General features: G+C 65.8%; 17 protein-coding genes. 14 read left to right on the top strand and 3 right to left on the bottom strand.

Annotated features, from left to right (window positions below; genetic code table 11):
* Positions 1–201: 201 nt before the first annotated feature.
* On the bottom strand, positions 202–2,832 hold the full coding sequence (locus AX672_RS13990) for a DEAD/DEAH box helicase family protein (RefSeq protein ID WP_066652231.1): 2,631 nt from the start codon (positions 2,830–2,832) through the stop codon (positions 202–204).
* Positions 2,832–4,373: a site-specific DNA-methyltransferase gene (locus tag AX672_RS13985; protein WP_066652254.1), complete on the bottom strand. Its 1,542-nt coding sequence runs from the start codon at positions 4,371–4,373 to the stop codon at positions 2,832–2,834. The genes AX672_RS13990 and AX672_RS13985 overlap by 1 nt, the downstream gene beginning before the upstream one ends.
* A 141-nt stretch (positions 4,374–4,514) precedes the next feature.
* On the opposite strand from AX672_RS13985, the gene AX672_RS13980 reads away from it, so the two are divergent.
* From AX672_RS13980 to AX672_RS13965, 4 genes are all read left to right on the top strand, one after another.
* Positions 4,515–5,663, top strand: a complete 1,149-nt coding sequence (locus tag AX672_RS13980) for an AAA family ATPase (protein WP_066487632.1) — start codon at positions 4,515–4,517, stop codon at positions 5,661–5,663.
* Between the two features lie 50 nt (positions 5,664–5,713).
* The gene (locus tag AX672_RS13975) at positions 5,714–6,769 is read left to right on the top strand and encodes a ParB/RepB/Spo0J family partition protein (RefSeq protein WP_066652229.1); all 1,056 of its coding nucleotides are present in this window, start codon (positions 5,714–5,716) and stop codon (positions 6,767–6,769) included.
* A gap of 79 nt (positions 6,770–6,848) precedes the next feature.
* Positions 6,849–8,039, top strand: a complete 1,191-nt coding sequence (locus AX672_RS13970) for a replication initiator protein A (RefSeq protein ID WP_017980698.1) — start codon at positions 6,849–6,851, stop codon at positions 8,037–8,039.
* Positions 8,040–8,441: 402 nt separating this feature from the next.
* Positions 8,442–8,651 (top strand): hypothetical protein, encoded by a 210-nt coding sequence (locus AX672_RS13965; protein ID WP_066652227.1) that lies wholly within the window; start codon positions 8,442–8,444, stop codon positions 8,649–8,651.
* 566 nt (positions 8,652–9,217) lie between these two features.
* Here AX672_RS13965 and AX672_RS13960 read toward each other — a convergent pair.
* The gene (locus AX672_RS13960) at positions 9,218–9,499 is read right to left on the bottom strand and encodes a helix-turn-helix domain-containing protein (RefSeq protein WP_066652225.1); all 282 of its coding nucleotides are present in this window, start codon (positions 9,497–9,499) and stop codon (positions 9,218–9,220) included.
* 64 nt (positions 9,500–9,563) lie between these two features.
* Here AX672_RS13960 and AX672_RS13955 point away from each other — a divergent pair, with 64 nt between their 5' ends.
* From AX672_RS13955 to mobF, 10 genes are all read left to right on the top strand, one after another.
* Complete coding sequence (locus tag AX672_RS13955) at positions 9,564–10,142, top strand: hypothetical protein (protein ID WP_066652223.1); 579 nt, start codon at positions 9,564–9,566, stop codon at positions 10,140–10,142.
* Complete coding sequence (locus AX672_RS13950) at positions 10,139–10,561, top strand: protealysin inhibitor emfourin (protein ID WP_017980694.1); 423 nt, start codon at positions 10,139–10,141, stop codon at positions 10,559–10,561. The genes AX672_RS13955 and AX672_RS13950 overlap by 4 nt, the downstream gene beginning before the upstream one ends.
* A gap of 228 nt (positions 10,562–10,789) precedes the next feature.
* Positions 10,790–11,560 carry a hypothetical protein gene (locus AX672_RS13945; RefSeq protein WP_066486882.1) on the top strand — a complete coding sequence of 257 codons (771 nt, stop codon included), beginning with the start codon at positions 10,790–10,792 and terminating at the stop codon, positions 11,558–11,560.
* 53 nt (positions 11,561–11,613) lie between these two features.
* Positions 11,614–12,009: a hypothetical protein gene (locus tag AX672_RS13940; RefSeq protein ID WP_017980692.1), complete on the top strand. Its 396-nt coding sequence runs from the start codon at positions 11,614–11,616 to the stop codon at positions 12,007–12,009.
* Positions 12,006–12,341: a hypothetical protein gene (locus tag AX672_RS13935; RefSeq protein WP_017980691.1), complete on the top strand. Its 336-nt coding sequence runs from the start codon at positions 12,006–12,008 to the stop codon at positions 12,339–12,341. The genes AX672_RS13940 and AX672_RS13935 overlap by 4 nt, the downstream gene beginning before the upstream one ends.
* Positions 12,338–12,580 (top strand): hypothetical protein, encoded by a 243-nt coding sequence (locus tag AX672_RS13930; RefSeq protein WP_066652219.1) that lies wholly within the window; start codon positions 12,338–12,340, stop codon positions 12,578–12,580. The genes AX672_RS13935 and AX672_RS13930 overlap by 4 nt, the downstream gene beginning before the upstream one ends.
* Entirely contained in the window at positions 12,577–12,960 is a 384-nt protein-coding gene (locus AX672_RS13925; RefSeq protein ID WP_066486878.1) for a hypothetical protein, read from the top strand. Before AX672_RS13930 ends, AX672_RS13925 begins: the two co-directional genes overlap by 4 nt.
* A gap of 335 nt (positions 12,961–13,295) precedes the next feature.
* Positions 13,296–13,613, top strand: coding sequence for a hypothetical protein (locus AX672_RS13920; RefSeq protein WP_017980688.1), 318 nt, complete (start codon positions 13,296–13,298; stop codon positions 13,611–13,613).
* Positions 13,610–14,422 (top strand): hypothetical protein, encoded by an 813-nt coding sequence (locus AX672_RS13915; RefSeq protein WP_017980687.1) that lies wholly within the window; start codon positions 13,610–13,612, stop codon positions 14,420–14,422. The genes AX672_RS13920 and AX672_RS13915 overlap by 4 nt, the downstream gene beginning before the upstream one ends.
* On the top strand, positions 14,419–17,412 hold the full coding sequence (gene mobF, locus AX672_RS13910; RefSeq protein ID WP_066652217.1) for a MobF family relaxase: 2,994 nt from the start codon (positions 14,419–14,421) through the stop codon (positions 17,410–17,412). The genes AX672_RS13915 and mobF overlap by 4 nt, the downstream gene beginning before the upstream one ends.
* Positions 17,413–17,457: the final 45 nt, after the last annotated feature.

Genomic DNA, 17,457 nt, shown 5'->3' with positions numbered 1-17,457 from the left:
TTTGTCTGTCCTGCTGCAGGCGTCAGAAACCCGCGTCAGAATGTCTGGCCGGGATGAGCCAACATGCGCTTCGATGAGGGGTGTGGGAGCTGGTAGCTGCCGTGAGTGCCGGCGTGAATGGTGAATGAAGGCGTTCCCGTCTGTCCAAGCCGCCCCGTCCGTTTTCCTACCCAACCCTGCCCTTTGCCAAACGACCGCCAATCACCCACGGCCGATCGCACGACGGATCTGATCGCGTACGTTCATCCCGTCCCGCTCCCGCTCGGCGAAGACGTACAGGCCGCCGCCGCTTCGCTCCCACAGCTCACCGGCGAGGCGCTTTTCGGCTGCGTCGCGGACGAGATGGCCGCCCTTATACTCGACGACCAGGAGGCGGCCGTCCGTCAGCCGCGCCACGAAGTCGGGGTAGGTGCGGCCCGTCGCCAGCGGCAGCCAGAAGGCGGCGGGATGGCTCGCGACGTTGCGGACCCAGACGTCCACCTCCGGCACCGCGTCGAGCTGCTTGGCGGCGCTGAGCTCCTCGCCGTCCTCGCCGCTGTCGAAAACAGGTACCGCGGGCAGGAAGTGCTTGGTGAAGCGATAGCTGCCCCGATAGGCGGGCACGCCATCAAACATGCCGTCAGCGAAGCGGAAGCCGTGCTCGACCGAGACGGTCGGCGCAGCGTCGGGGCCGAAGAGGCAGCTCTGATACGCCCGCTCACGCGCGGCCTGGCGAACGGCGGCGATGCGATCGCGCAGGCGCCGCGCGAGCATGAAGCGGCAGCGCATCAGCGCGGCGAGCGGCAGATGGCGATCGCGGACCAGAAAACCGACCACATCGGCCAGCCACGCCAGCAACTCGGCGGGGCGCACGTCATCCTGTCGCACCGCCTTTGCCAACAGCGCGACGAGCCCGCTCTCCGTCCAGCCCTCGACCGGCACGTCGAGCAGCAACTGGTCGCTGACGTCGCTGTGCGCCACGGTGAGCCGATCACCGTCGAGGTCGATCTGAAAGGCGTCGGCGGTTTCGGCCACGTCGAACTGGTCGCGGGTAAGCTGGTGACCGGCCTCGGCGAGCGACCAGTCGAAATACTCGGACAGGCGGTCCGTATCGGCGAACACCAGCTCGCCCTGCATCTGCGCCATCAGGCGGGGCACGACAAACGTCTGCCCAAGCTCGGCGGGCGCCGCTTCATGCGCGTGCTCGGCCTCATAGGCGGCGACCTGTTCGCGCACATGGGCGGCGGCGGGCGCGGGGAGCGCGGCATAGACCGCCGCCTTCTCCGCCTCGCGCAGGAAGCCGGTGATCCGGATCGCGCCATCCTCGACGCTGAGCCGATCGGGCGCGGCGGCCCTCACCGCCGCCAAAGTGCCCGCATCCGCCGCAACCTCGATCCGCGCGGACGGCAGCGGACGCGCGCGCGCGCCGAACAGCCCCTCTCCCAACGTCGGCGCCGCTTCGATCGACGCTTCCGCCTCCTGCTCCTCGAAGCCCATGTCGACCAGCCGGTCCTTGAGGGCCGTCGCGGCCTCCGCGAATGACTTGGACACGAGGTGCGCATAGGCCTTGTTCAGCGCGGGCGCCTTGCGCCTCCTCGCATAGGGCATGCGCAGCACGCGGCCGAGCAGCTGCTCCGCATCGGTCGCGCTGCGAATGTTGGCGACCGAACAGAAGACGTAGGCGAAGGAACAGTCCCAGCCCTCCTTCAGCGCCTCGACGGTGATGATGTAGTCGATCGGGCAGTCGGGCGAGAACAGGTCGATGCCGTCGAGACCGCGCTGGTCGCCGGTCGCGACCGCGATCTTGTCGGCGGGGATGTGGTGGACGGACCGGAGGTGCTCCAGCAGCACGTCGACGGTCACCTCGCGGCCCTTGTCCTCGGCCTGGAACAGCACCAGCGGGCGGATGTATCCGTCGCGATCGCGGCCCGCCTTCTCCGCCAGCTCGGCGCGGCGCGCGATCGCGCCGGTCACCGCACCCTCCCAGGTCTGGTGCTCATCCAGGCGGACGGGCAGCTTGATCATCTGCTCCGCCTTCAGCTCCGCGGCGCTAACGGCGTGGAGGATGTTGCTCTTGGGATGCGGGGTCGCGGTGAACTCGATGATGGCGGACGGGTTCACGCGCGCCTGCATCTCGCGCGACAGGCCGGTCACCGCCTTGTGCGCCTCATCCACGATCATCAGCGGGCGATGGAGGTGGAGCAGGTTGGCGAAGGAATAGCGTATGTCGTCCGGGTGGCCCCCTACCCGCTTTGCCACCTCGGCACCGAGCGGCTCCAGCCCCGAGATCCGCTTCGGCACGTTCGCGAACAACGGCTCCAGCGCCTCGTGGTGCGCATAGACCTTGCGCCCCTCTGTGTTCTCCACGCGCAGCGTCTGGATGGTGGCGACGAACACGCACAGGTGCCGCGACAGGTCGGCCGCGGTCAGCCGGGTGAAATCGGCGATGTCGAACACGCGCACCGGCTCACCGAAGGCGGCAGCCAGCGCCTTACGATAGTGATGGCGCGGGTTGTTCAGCGCGTCCACGGTCTGCCGGCGGATCGTCGTGGTCGGCACCAGCCACAGCACCGGCGGATAGTCGCGCCCGATCCACGCATCGCGCGCGACCGCGACGCTGTGCGCGGCGAGCAGCGTCTTGCCGCCGCCGGTGGGCAGGCGCAGGCAGACATAGGGCATCCCCTCCTGCCCGAGCAGGGGCGTGTAGCGCCCGCCATAGCCGCGCAGCCGCCTGGCCTGGTCCGGCTCGGTCGTGATCGCCTCATACGCGGCCTTGGGCCCGTGCGCCTGTGCCGCTTCGAAAAAGCGACGCAGCGTGTCGAGGGTCGCCTGCTGATAGGTCTTGAGCTGCATCAGCGGGCCTTCACGTCGTAGGGCGTCTGCTTGAAGATGACGCGCTCGGCGGTGAGCGTCGCGGGCGACAGCCGGCTCGCCTCGCCATAGATGGTGACCGGGCCGGTGAAGCCCTCTGCCCCCTCCCGGATCAGCGCCAGCGTCGCGCGTGTCAGCACGTTGCCGCCCGCCGGACGCTTGTCACCGAGAATGCCATTGTAGAGCAGCGCGACCCCCTGCCCGTCATGGTGGCCCAGGAACGGCGTGGCGGCCGCTCCGGCGAATGGCGTCCCGGTCTCCGCGAACCAGACGTGCGCGGCGAGCGGGGCGAAGGCGATGCCGGCGGCGATCGTGCCATCGGCGTCGAACACCGCAGGGCCGAGCCGGTAGAAGTCGAACCCGCCCCCGCCCTGCCAGTCGACCGCCCGGCTGATGCCGCCGCCCTCACCCGCGATAACCTTGTTCAGCCGCGGCGCGCAATGAGTGACGGCATGGTCGCCCATCTCGATCCCGATCCAGCGCCGCCCCATCTTGTGCGCGACCGCCGCCGTGGTGCCGGAGCCGAGGAAGGAGTCGAGGACGAGGTCGCCGGGGTTGGTGGCAATGTGGAGGATGCGTTGCAGCAGGCGTTCGGGCTTGGGCGTGCCGAAACTTACGTCGGCGCCAAACAACGCGTTCGCCTCTTTCTTGCTCTCGTCAGTATGGCCGACCTCGCCATGTGGCCACCATGTCCAAGGCACCAATCCTTCGACCTCAGAAAGAAAACGGATGACGCTCGGCTGTGCGTTCCCGTCCTTGCCCCAGTAAATCCGCTTCGCCTCAACTAGCTTTTCGAACTCGGGTCGAATCATCGACCAGCAGCGACCTTCGGGAGGTGTATGCCGTCGACCATTCGGGGCGACAATCTCGTACATCTGGTTTGGGCGGTAGCCCTGCGCAGTCATCGGAAGCCCACGCCAACGCCTACTCGGGTCTGCTTCTTTGGCGTTGTCAGGATTGCGATAGATCTTGGCCTGATCCTCATCAAGCGGCAGCTTGTTGCGTTGCGCTTTGAAGCGCTCAGGTGATGGCGAATAAGCGAGCAGATACTCGTGAACGTCGCCGATCGCCTCTCGGTTTTCACGCGAGTAACGCTTTTGCCAAACAGGGCTTGCAATGAAAGATCCGCGTCCAAACACCTCGTCCATCACGATCTTGAGGTAATGCCCCTCATGATCGTCAATTGACACCCAGATGCTTCCATCCTCAGCGAGCAGTTCTTGGAGTAGTTCAAGCCGCGGATAGATCATCGCCAGCCACTGACTGTGCTCTAACGTGTCGTCATAATGGACAGAAACAGCCGACCGCGTATTGTAAGGCGGGTCGATGTAGATGCACTTCACCTGTCCGCGATAATTGGGCAGCAGGCTCTTGAGCGCCTCCAGATTGTCGCCTTGGATCAGCATGTTGCCGCTGCCGGGCGCGCCGGCGGAAAGCGCCGCGTCGCGCTCCAGCAGGCGGTACGGTACGGCATCCGCCGCCTTCACGTCGCGGTCGCGTGTCAGCCAGTGCAGGATCGGCATTGTGTCCCCTTCGCCCGCCTTCTTGCCGCCCTGAATGAAATCTGGCAAGTTCGTTGCTGAAAAGGTTCAAGGGGCTTTGTCTTGGCACATGATGGTGCAGTGCTGACGCAGATCGGCGACCTCGCCGAGGCTGGCGAGCGGATGATCGAACGCCTCCGGCGCAAAGCGTTTCTGCCCGAGAGCCGCAAGGGGCTCAACGTTCGCTTCGGCATCGCCGAGGCGGCACAGCTGCTCGGCTGCTCTACCAACCGCATCCGCATGGCGGAAGATGACGGGAGATTGCCCCCTGCCCCCGCCTCCGAGAGCGGGCGCCGGCTGGGCTACACGGTCGAGGAAATGCTGCGGATGCGCGAGGTGCTGGGCGCGTCCCCTGCCCGCGCCCCGCTCGACGTGCCGGCGATCATCGCGGTGCAGAACTTCAAGGGCGGCGTTGGCAAGTCGACCGTCACCACGCACCTAGCCCATTATTTCGCGGTGCAGGGCTATCGCGTGCTGGTGGTCGATTGCGACAGCCAGGCGACGACGACGACCCTGTTCGGCTTCAACCCACACTTCAACATTACGCGGGAAGAGACGCTCTACCCGTATCTCTCGATTGACCCAACCCAGGCGGACCTGCTCTACGCGGTAAAGCGGACGCCGTGGCCGAACGTGGACCTGATCCCGTCCAATCTCGAACTGTTCGACGTTGAATATGAGCTGGCGGCAGCGGGCAGCGATGGCGGATCAGTGCTGGCGGCGCGGTTTCGCAAGCTGAAGCGCGGTTTGTCCGACCTCGCGCGCGACTATGACATCGTTCTGCTCGATCCGCCCCCTGCCCTCGGCACGATTAGCCTGGCAGTGATGCAGGCGGCGAACGCGCTGCTGGTGCCGCTGGCGGCCACCACGCCGGATTTCTGCTCCACCGTGCAATTCCTGTCGATGATGGATCAGGTGCTGCACCAGCTGACGGGCGCCGGCATCGAGGTCGACTACCAGTTCGTCCGGCTGATCTGCTCCAAGTTCGATGGCAACGATCCCAGCCACGCAATGGTGCGCGCGATCATGGAGCAGAGCTTCGGCCCTGCCCTGCTCCCGGTGCCGATCCTCGAATCGGCCGAGATCAGCCATGCGGCGATGCGGATGATGACCGTCTACGAGCTGGAAAAGCCGATCGGCACGCCCAAGACGCACAAGCGCAGCCGCGCCAATCTGGACGAGGCGCTGCGGCAGGTGGAGCAGCTCGTGCGCCAAAGCTGGGGGCGTGTCGAACCGGCCAGCGAGGAGGCGGTGATCCATGCCGCGGCCTGACCTTTCCTACAACGCCATGTTCTACTTACGTTCTGCACGGGAGGTGCGGCATGGCGCGTAAGCAATCGGACTATCTGGCGGCGCTGCTCGCAGATGACGCGTCCGAACAAGGCAATGCCCCCTTCCCTGCCCCGGCGCGCGAGGCTCCCCCGGAACGCGCGCGCACGACCACGCTGCTCGGTCGCGAGTCCGCGCTGGCGCGTGTGGCGAGCGGCGAGGTGCGGCAGGTCACCCAACTGCTGCTCGATCCCGCGCGCGTGCGCATCTGGCCGGGCAACGCTCGCACTTACGCGCACCTCTCGGAGGAGAATTGCCGCGAGCTGATCGACTCGATCGTCGCCGAGGGCGGACAGAAGGTGCCGGCGGTGGTGCGGCGCGTCGACGGCGATCCGGATCACGATTTCGAGGTGATCGCCGGCACGCGGCGGCATTGGTCGATCAGCTGGCTGCGTTCGCACAGCTATCCCGACATGCAGTTCGTGGCGCAGGTCGCGCAGCTGGATGATGAGGCGGCTTTCCGGCTGGCGGATCTGGAAAACCGCGCGCGGGCCGACGTGTCCGACCTGGAGCGGGCCCGCAACTATCTCGACGCGCTGAAGGCGCATTACGGCAACCACCAGACGCGGATGGCCGAACGGCTGAAGCTGTCCAAGGGCTGGCTGTCCAAGATGCTGAAGGTCGCCACGATCCCTGACGCGGTGATTGCCGCCTTCGCCTCGCCGGGCGACGTGCAGCTGAAGCCGGCCTATACACTCGCCCAGGCGCTAGACGACAAGGACATGGCCAAGGCGATCACCGCCATGGCGCGGCAGGTCGCCAAGGAACAGGCGGCACGTCGCGAGGCGGGCGCCCCCCCCTCCCCCGCCACGGACGTGCTGCGGCGGCTGCTCGACGCGCCAAAGGCGTTGTCCGGTGACGAAAGGCCGGAGCCGTACCGCTACGCCACCAAGTACGGGCGCACCGCACTGACGGTACAGTCGGCTAACCGGCAAGGCGTGACGATCCGCCTCCACGCGGGCTCTGGCGCAGACACGGACGAGTTGATGACCGCCTTGCGCGATGCACTGGCCCACCTCGAGGCGACCGGGAAAGGACTCCAGCGCTGATGTTTCCCCGGGGAAACATGCAGGGGCGGAGCATCGGTTTTGTAAACCGCTGGTCGATGTTTCCCCGGGGAAACATCGCATGACCCGCGCGCGCCGGGAGGCCGTGTCCGAGCAGTTCGAGCTGTTCCTCCCCTATCTTGCCGACTTGCCGCTGCGCGACCAGCGCGAAATGATGGAGCGGCCTTTCTTCAGCCTCGCAAAGTCGAAGCGTGTGAAGCCGATCGACTACCGATCACCGGACGGCAAGCTGTGGGTCCACGTCTCGGCCAATCCCGACTACGGCATGGCGACGATCTGGGACGCGGACATCCTGATCTACTGTGCCTCGATGCTCGCCGACATGGCGCGCCGCGGCGTTAACGACGTGCCGCGCAAGCTCCACCTGATGCCCTACGACCTGCTGCGCGCGATTGGGCGGCAGCCGACGGGTCGCGCCTATGAGCTGCTCGGCCAGGCGCTCGACCGGCTGGTGTCGACCACGGTCAAGACAAATATCCGTGCCGAGAACCGCCGCGAGGCGACGTTCAGCTGGCTCGACGGCTGGACGCAGCTGGTGGACGAGAAGACCGAGCGCTCGCGTGGCATGACAATCGAATTGTCGAACTGGTTCTGGGAAGGCGTGATGATGACCGGCGGCGTGCTGTCGATCGACCGCGCCTATTTCGACATCACCGGCGGGCGCGAGCGCTGGCTGTACAAGGTCGCGCGCAAGCATGCGGGCGGCGCCGGCGAGGCGGGCTTCGCCATCTCGATGCCGACGCTGTTCGAGAAGTCGGGCGCCGAGGGCCAGTATCGCCGCTTCAAGTTCGAGATCGCCAAGATCGCCGAGCGCGACGAACTGCCCGGCTATGCGCTGACGATAGAGCAGCCCGATGGCAAGCGCGAACCCGCGTTGCGGATGCGCCGGCGAAGCGAAGGCGAGACGAAGGCGGCGCCGTCAGCCAAGGCAGCGAAGACTGGCAAGGCACCCTCCCCCGCCCCGAAGCCCGATCCCGCTCTTGAGCCGACGGCCGAGCCCGGCGTCGATGCCGCCGCCCTGATCCGCCGCAGCGTGAAGAGCCTGTCGGGCCGCGCCACCTTCGGCGAGATCACCGACGCGACTCTGGCAACGCTGCGCGCCGAATGCCCCGGCTGGGACTATCAGACACTCCACGCTGACTTCCGCACCTGGATAGAGGCGGACGCAGGCCGGACCCCGGTGAGCTATCAGAACGCCTTCATCGGCTACGTGCGGCGCTTTGATGCTAAGAATCGGCATACGCTGCGGTAGAGAGATCACCTGCGATTCGTGGCCACCGAATAGGACGGCGTCGCCAGCGCGGGGTTCTGTGTCCGAACATCGAGCAGCAACGCGATCCTTTGGCAGACGCGGCACGGAGCTACAACTGGACGACGATTGTTGAAAAGGTCCGGGCAATGCCCGCGCTCGCCAACACTACGCGGCCGGGTAGCACATCCGGCTTCGCGCCGCTGCATCAGGTGGCGCATGGCGGTGGACCGTCATCCGTGGCGATGGCTCTGATCACGCGGGGCGCTTGGCGGAGCCTGCGCGAACTTTCACGCCGTCATCCGTGGCCGCGTCGGCGATCTGGAGGCGAAAAGCGGACTCCGCCTGCTACGACTGGCACCCATGCTAGAGACCTTCGGGGATCGATAGTTCCCGGAGTCCGAAATGTACGGTGGTTTCCGCTACAGCCTGGATTTGCAGGGCGCCGAACCGACCCTGGTGAGCGAGAGCTGTTGCCGCGTCGTGGAGGGATCCGAAGAGCGGCAAGAGGTCGACGTCCATTGCAGCAGACTGGTCCCGCAAAAGCCGCGTACCACGGGCATCGAGATTATCCGCAAGGACGATGGCGTTCCGGATGTATCGCGTGGCGAGTGACAGATCCTTCCTACGGCCTCGTGGCGCACCGCAGATTCGGACAATTTGAACGTCGCCGGCGCAACGCCATCGCAAACTGATTCAATGAGAGTGCTCATTTTCCACCCGTCCGTCGATCATCGATACTCCGGGAACGCTAATCGACACTCCCGGAACGGCGAGGCGATACATCGGGAACGCGAGCATCGATCCTTCAGGAACGCCGCAACGATACTCCGGGAACGCACCTTCGAAAGCGAATCGTGGAAAGTCGCTGACTTGAGCAGTTACAGCGGCACCCCTAACCTCTTAACCTCTCATTGAACCCTCTAACCCCGCGAGATACTTTTCTTTGAATTTTGGAGATTCAGAAAGGCAGGCTCTAGCGTCGCATTGCGTCCACAGTGCCGTGCGCTAGCGTAAATCGTCAGGACCGGGCAGCGACTTGCTCGATCGATCCAGGCCCCAGTCAGTGCAGTAACGCGGTGACGAAGGACGGATGGGGTAATGTCGGCGTCTGCGACGAACCATGTCCATGCCTCGCTCCTCGTCGATCGCACCGGCACGACCTACCAAGCGGATGCCGGCTATTCAGTTGGTCGCTCGTCAACCCTCTTACCAACTGAAATCTCGAGAGCTTGCTTCAACAACATGACCGGATCGACCCCGATAGCCAATGCCACGGCAACATACTCGTCAACGCCAAGCAGGCGCTCGCCGGTTTCGTACCGCGACACGTAGGCCTGTTGCCAACTTAGCCGCCCAGCGAGATCGACCTGCCGCAGCTTGGCATCACGGCGTGCCTTTGTGAGCAGGTGCACGATGCGACAATGCAGGTCAGACGAAGCAGGAGAACGCATACCAGGCATCTACCATTTGCCTAGTATACGTAAAGCGTATATCACGCGTCTAGCTTTTTGCGAGCGCGATCCGATGGAAGACGACCGAATTGCTGAGAAGTGTGCATCGGCGGACAGGGAAGCTTCCATACCGGTGCTGGATCGCTTCGTCGCTCGCCTGGAGGTCAGCCGGACCTACCCGTGTCCGGTGGTCAGCATCCTAACCTTCTGGGCCGGGCTGATCGCGCTCACCGTCGTCGACAAGGTGACCGGAACGACGCCTGTGGTAGCGAGCCGCCTCTATGCGGTTGCATGGGCGCTGGTAGTAGGCCTGGAACTCGGCCGCGATGTTTGGGTCCAACGTCACCGCTACGCGTCACCTCGCTGGCTACAAGCTTTAGATGCGGCCGTGGGCCACGAGGTGACCGTCCATGCGCTGGCCGCGCTGATCAGGCAGCATGAGCACGAGTTGGATTACGTGGTCACCCGCTCCGATCTGAGATTCGAGGTTCAGGCAGAGCGAGCTCGACGAAGGGAAGCTGCACGGCGAGCGGAAGGATTTCGCCTTGTCGAAGCACCGGTGATCGACGCCGCTCAGGTCGCGCGCGACGAGGAACGACGCCGTCGTGCTCGTGAGCGGCGTGCCGCCAGGCAGGGCAGGGCGCCTGCGTGACCGGCTCTAAGCCGGAAACGGTTGGAGATCTGGTCGGCATTACGATCTCCGGCGGGATCGCGCACTTTCCCGGCCGGGCTGGCGAGCGAGTTCGCCACTTCGCCGATCTCGACCCGACACTGGTCGCCGAGCTGCTCACCGCGGCCGAGGCGAGTGACTTCTTCACCCGCCCGGTTCCGAATGGGACTGCGCCTGTCCGCCCTGACGCGCGCACGTACAGCATACGTCTCGTGCATGCCGACCACTCACGGGTGCTGACCGTCCCGGAGCCGTTCGAAGCACCGGAGCTGGCGCAGCTGATCCGAACCGTGCGCCGCTGCCTATCGGGCAGGGCGAGACACCACGCTTCGCATTTGCTCGGCGCTCCCGACGTGATAGCGTCCGTTCGCCGCCCGGTCAGTCCCGGCGGTGAGGCGTAGCAACCTCAAGACATAGCAGCCGGTCAGCAATTAGGTGTTGGCCGGGTGGCCGTCACGCATGTCCAGGGCTCCGCCTAAAGGTGGCGGCGCCTTGTGCTATGCAGGGTTGCTAACACCCGGCTCACGGGCCGGAGAACGCCTCCAGACGACGGGGAGGCGGTCATGGCAGGGCAGGGTACGTTTCGAGCCGTAGCGGCGCTCACAGCGGCTCTGGCGGGCGTTCCGGCCATGGCGCAGCAATCACTCGGTGTCGCTGACTTTCTCACCACCATCGGCGGCGATACCGACGTGAAGACCAGCGGGTCGCTTCGGACCCGCCCGTCGCCGCAGGTCTTCCCGCTGCTCGACGACGCTGACGAGATCATCGGCTACTCCTTCTTCTCCGAGAAGATTACCACCAACGGCTCGGCGACAGCCGAGCGCGCCCGCGATGCCTTCGCTCAGGAGTGTAGCGCCAAGGGCGGTCGGCTCGAGCCGGAGGAGGGGGACGCAGCACGCACCTTCCGCGATCGCGCGCTCGGCCGCAGGCTGCCGCCCCGGGGCGAGTTCAAGCACTTCTGGTCCGGCATGTCGGCCGTGTGCTCGCGTGGACCGGACCAGGTCCTCGGAGGCTTCGTCGCGATCACATTCGACACGACCGAGGTGGCGACGAAAGGCGACCTGGGCAGCCGGCTAATGAGCCGCGTGTCGATGGTCCCGACCCGCACCGCCGTCTATGCCTGCCGCCCCGACCAGATCCGCTCTGCGGCATGGTTCCAACGCACCCAGGACAGCTACGTCGCCGACCGAGAGGCCGAGCAGAACCGGCACGAAGCCTTCCGACGCGACCTCGCGATCGGAACCGTCACCAACTGCGGCACGGTAGTCCAGATCCGCGGTCCCATGGTCGAGATCGCGGTGCCCCCGACCACGCTAACGCCCAACGGCCAATCCACCTTCTGGTCCCGGCGTGATGCGCTGGCGCCGACCTTCTCGACGCCGTGCACCTACGGACTCTGAGGAGCCGATCTGCCCGATTTGCATAAACTGGAAACCCTGAACGGAGACCCGCCATGACCATCGACCTGAGCGACTTCAAACTAACGCCTTTGCCCTCCCGTGAGACCCCGCCCTATGCGTCGGCCGACCCTTCGACGGACCTGCGGTTGCTCCTCGCCGGCACCGACTGGAGCGAGCCAGGACACGGCGGCTACCCGACCCGCACCGAGGCGGGAGATTGGATGATCCGGGTCATGTTGGACCTGCCTTACCCCATGCTTGCCAGCCTTGAAGCGCAGGCCGGCTCGCATGACGTCGGCGAGCTGATCCGGGCCGCTCTCGTGACCGCTGGACATGGCTCGCGGACGGAAATTGTAGGTATCAGGTCCGACCGCTACGCGACCCGCGACGAGCAGCGTGAGCGGCTCGGGATCCCCTCAGGAATAAGCGGCACGCGAGAGGGCGAATGACCGATCGATCCGGGCACGAACGGCTACGCTACCAGGCGGTTCTGAAGCCGCTCGAATGGGAGCAGCGGATGCGCGTCGACTACCGTGATGACGTACTTCGGATCGTGGCTGTCCTGGCTGCCGACGGCATCGCCATCAGTGAGGATGTCGCGTTCATGGCGTGGCACCGGTTCTCGGAAGAGGACCGCTGCGCCGGCTGGTACGGCCCCGGCACCGACGACCAGATCCGACGCAACCTGATGCCGCATCTCGAGCTCAGACCGATTGCGGAACAGGATGGCTCTGGCAATGTCCATCGGCCCGTCGTTAACCCGGATCACGCCCGCCGATGAGCGACGTCGAACACCACGATGTCAGGACGGCATTGGCGCTGATGCGCCTGGCGTTGGCGTTGCTCGACCGGGCTGGATGCACCCTTGTTGCAGCTCGCCTTCAGCATGCGTTCGACACGGTTTGGAACGATCCGGGGGCCGCCGCAATGCCGCGCCATCCTGACGCTCCGAGCGGTGCTGAACACGACCGGCACAAGCATCAGCGCCCGACCGACAACGGGGAGGGAACCGACCCATGACGGACGTCATCACGCTTGGGATTTCGGGATGGTTCACCCCGCATGGAACCCTCTACCATGAGGAGGGTCGCACGCTCGATGAGATCGCTCCGGAGGACTGGTCCAACCTCCTCGCCCATGCCGACGCGATCGACTTCTTCACGCGACCCGATCCGGCCTGGCCGGCACTGGAAGCCCGCATCTTCCATCTCACGATCACCGACGGCGAGCGGTCGCGCGAGCTGGCGGTAAACGACCCGTTCGAGGCGCCGGAACTGGCCTTCCTCATACGGCTGACGCGCCGTGCCATGCGGGACCGGCTGGTGCTGACGCCTGAAACGCTGAGCGAGGAGGCGCTCGAAGCCTTACGGGCAAGCCTGCGTCAGGCGGGGCAAGACTGAGTCGGCTGGCCGGCTCATGCGCCGGCCCGTGTGCTCCGCCGGAATCCGGGGATGCGCCCGAAAGAACCACATCATCTACGGCGGCCAGCTTACTGAGCAGTAAGGGTAGGGGCACACCCGATGCACCCTGACGGGGTGCGAAAAAGGGCAGATTCGCGTCGTTTGAGCGGCATGGTCCGACGCAGATGCTGTGCTCGGACCGTCTGGTCCATGGTGGTCCACAGAGCATCTAGAGCACGGATTTGCAGCGTTTCTTCTGGCGCTGCTCTGCACTTCCTCCTTGCGCGCCCGTTATGCGCAATGCACACTCCCTTCCGGGGTAGAAGGGGGTCCGCATGGCGCGCGTACCGATCACGGTGTACCTGCAACCCGACCAGCTTGCCGGCATCGAGCGCCGCGCGGGCCAGGTCGGCAAGACGCGCAGCGCCTGGGTGGCGGACACGCTGGTGCGCTCACTCGAGGACGAGCTGCTGCCGCTCGACGAGATCCTGCTCGACCAGCTCACCAAGGTTCGTGCCGGCCTGGAAGTCGTCGCGGAAGTGCAGGTCGGGCGTGGCCCGGAGAGCAAGAAAGGGCTGGCTGAGATGCGGCAGCGCCGGACCGACCTGGCAACCCGGATGCTGGCCGAAGCGCGCGGGATGCTGCGGCGATGACCGATGCCGGCCGCAGGCGGATCGACGTCTCCAGTGAGGTCCACAGCCGCCTGGATGCCGAATCCAAACGGCGCAATATTCCCATCCGTGATCTCGTCGAACAGGCGGTCACCACCATGTTCGACAGGGAGGCACAAGCGGCCCTGTCGGTGCGTCAGCAACGTGAGCGCCGCCATGCCGATCGCATGGAGGAACAGACCGCTCAAATCGGCGAGATCACGCGCCGCGTCTCGGCCCTGATCGCCCAGCAAACGAAGGATCTGCCCGGCGCGTTGAACGCAGGCTTCGACGCGATCAAGACGACCATCAAGGAGACCGGCGGGACCGGACATCTCCGCGACATGATCGCCAAGTTCCAGGCCGAATTTACGACCATCTTCAAGGAAGCGCAGGGCGCTCTGGCCGCCTCGGTTCTCAATGTCACCAAAGCCGCCGAGGAGCAGGCGAAGAGCCTCGGGAAGCAGCTCGATCGCATCGAGAAGCGTCAGTCGGGTACGCGTACAAAGCTTGGCGCAGGTGCCGCCCTTGGCATCGCCGGACTTGTTCTGATCTGCCTACTTTTCGCGAATACGGCGCCGACGCGCTGGCTTTCCATCCGCCTTCTGGGTGAGAGTGACTCGGCATCTGCGGCATGGAGCCTGGCAGGCGATGGGCGCACGAAAGGCGAGCTGATGGCGGAGACCAAAGGCCTTCTCGGCGATGATACATACCGGGTCCGGTACGCCGAATGCGTGGACCACGCGAAGCGCATGAAGAAGCCGTTTCCGTGCCGGCTCACCTTTCCGCCTCTGCTCGGCACGACGCCGTGACCGTCCGGCCCAACTCGATCGCCGGCGGCGGTGATGCCGCCGGCTATTATGCGGCCGACAACTACTACACCGGGGAGCAGGAAGGGCCCTCCGAGTGGGGCGGGGGAGGGGCCGAGGAACTCGGTCTGTCCGGCACCGTGAATGCCGGAAAATTCGCCGAGGTGCTGGACGGCAAACTGCCCAACGGGGCCGTTATTGCGAGAGGGGGCAATGGCGAGCGGGCGCCGGGGTTCGAGCTGACGTTCAGCGCGCCGAAGTCGGTATCGCTGGTCGCCATGATCGGCCGCGATGAGCGGGTCATGCCAGCGTTTGCGGAAGCGATCCGGAGCACCATGGCGTGGGCCGAGGAGCGGTTCGGGGAGGTGCGGTCGGGCAAGGCCGGCGCGGTGATCGAACCCGGTCGCTTGGTGTACGCGATCTTCTACCATGACCTTAGCCGGAAGCTCGACCCGCAGGCCCACGCTCATGTCGTCGTGGCGAATGCCGCACAGCGGGGTGACGGTCGCTGGGTCGCCCTCCACAATCCGGCGCTGTGGAAGCATTCGAGCACGATCGGCGCCGCCTTCCATGCCGACTTCCGTGCCCGGTTGGAGCAGCTCGGCTATCGGATCGAGATCACCGGCAAGCACGGTCAGTTCGAGATCAGCGGTATCCCGCGTGCCGCCATCGATGCGTTCAGCGCACGGCGCGAACAGATCCTTAGCCGGGCGGCTGAGCTTGGGGCTTCCGGCCCGAAGGCGATGGAGACGATCGCGGTCAGTACTCGCGACGCCAAACAGGCGGGCGATGCCACGGTTGCCCGCGTCATGTGGGCCGAGAAGGCCGAGGTCCATGGTGCTGCCATCTCCGCCGTCGTGGACGCCGCGCGCGGAATCGAGCGGCCGCGGTCCGTACTCGATGCCGTGCGTGCCTGGGGGGCCGCCTTGCTTGAGCGGATCACGCATGCCTTCGGACCACGACCCGAGCCGCTGCTTCACGGCACGGATGCGGTGCGCCGGAGCGCCGAGCTGGCGAGCGGCTATGCGGTCGCGGCCGGTGTTCGGCACCTCGGCGAACGCGAAGCGAGCTTCACCTACGCGAACCTGCTGAAAAGCAGCCTCGATATGGCGGAGAAGGGCGCGACGGTGCGCGGTATCGAGGAGCGCATCGAGCGGCTGCGCGAGGCAGGTGTGCTCATCGCCGGTCCGCGCGGCAGCCTGCACGCAGACCGGCTCACGACCCGCGATATGCTGGCGACGGAAAAGGCGCTGGTTGCGGCCGCGCATGGCGGGGTGGGGCAGGGGACACCCATCCTCGAGGCCGCTTCGGTCGACACCGCACTCGACCGCGCGGCCAGTCGGCGCGAGGTCACGCTGTCCGGCGAACAGCGTGTCGCGGTACACGCCATGCTGTCCGGCACCAACCGCATCCAGGTCGTCCAAGGCGATGCCGGTACCGGCAAGTCGTTCCTCTTCGAACTCGTACGGGAGGTTGGCGCGGAAGTAGGGGCGGGGATGCTGGTGCTGATCCCGCAGAACAAGTTGATGGATGACCTGACCGGACGGGGGCTGGAGGTGCGCTCGCTCGCATCCGTGCTGAAGGAGCATGCTAGCCGGGTCGGCCCGGCCAAGCCGAACGAGCAGCTGTCGGCGCTGATGAAGGGCAAGGTCGTGGTGCTGGAGGAGGCCTCGATGGTGTCCTCGCGTCAGCTTGCCGGGTTGTTCGAGGTCGCCCGGAACGGCGAGGCCGCCAAGCTGGTGCTGGTCGGTGACGTGAAGCAGATACCCGCCGTAGAGGCCGGGCGGCCGTTCGCGCTGCTGCAGGAGGCGGAGGCTCCGACGGTGCGGCTGACCGAGAACCGGCGCCAACAGACCGATGTGCTCCGTGAGGCCGCCTCCCTGGCACGCGAGGGCAGGGTCGCTGCTGCTTTCGAACGGCTCGGGAACAAGGTCCAGGAGAACGCTCATCCCGCAGGAGCGGCCGTTGTAGAATATCTGCAGCTTTCGCCCGAAGAACGCGACCGCACCGCCTTGCTCACTTCGGGGCACGTGCTGCGCGAAGCCGTGCTGGAGACGGTTCGGGCCGAGCTGCTGGCTAGAGGAAAGCTGGGCGCGGACGCCCTGAGCCTGCGCAGCTGGGACACGCTGAACCTGACCCGCGAGGAGCTGCGCCAGATCCGGCATTGGGCGGAGGGGATGCGGCTCGACATCTACCGCCACCAGTCAGGGCTTGTGCCGGGATCCTACGAGGTTGGCTTGATCGATCGGGCGAGCGGCATGCTCGAGCTCGCCCGTGACGGTCAAACCAGGCTCTTCGATCCCAAAAGCCTCCGATCGGGAGGGGAGGGGGCCGCGCTCTCCGTTCCCGGAGAGATCGAAGTTCGCGAAGGTGACCGCTTGGTCTTCACGGCCAGCGACCTGAAGCGCGGGATGGCGAACGGTGCTGCGATGACGCTCACCGCGATCGATGGCGACACGCTCCACCTGTCCGGCCGTGACCGGGATCATGTGATCGGGCCCGACGATCCGATGCGCGAGCGGCTTGGCCATGGCGCTGTCATCAACATGCACCGTGCGCAAGGGATGACGGTCGATCGCGCGATCACGGTGATGGACAGCCGCGACAGGCTGCTGAACAGCGAGAGCCTCTACTACGTGCTCCAGACCCGCGCGCGCGAGGACGTGTCGCTGCACACCGACGACAAGAAAGCGCTCGCCAACGCGATCGAGTCACATCGCGGTGACGTTCCGCACGCGAGCGATGTGGCACCCGAGCTCTCGTTGTCCGGTAGGGAGCGATTCGATCCGGCCACGGGCGAGCTGCCCCGACTAGACGATCCTGGCGCGAGCGATCGCCGCCAACTGGAGGCGATGAGTGCCGCCCTCCGATCCATCGGCAGCGAGCCTGCCAAGCCGGTGGCGGAGGCTGTTCGGCAGGCGCCGGTTCCGGTCAGAGAGCTGGTGAAGGAGCCGGAGATCGAGATCGACCACGATTACGACTTCGACATGTGAGACATCGCGTTGCGATTACGGGTGGGCGGATCAGCTTCGTTCCTG

Source organism: Sphingomonas sp. CCH10-B3 (genome assembly GCF_001556185.1).
In the GTDB taxonomy this organism is placed as follows: Bacteria; Pseudomonadota; Alphaproteobacteria; order Sphingomonadales; family Sphingomonadaceae; genus Sphingomonas; species Sphingomonas aquatica.
Note: the sequence above shows the minus strand (reverse complement) of the source record. Positions and strands in the feature narration are given on the sequence as shown.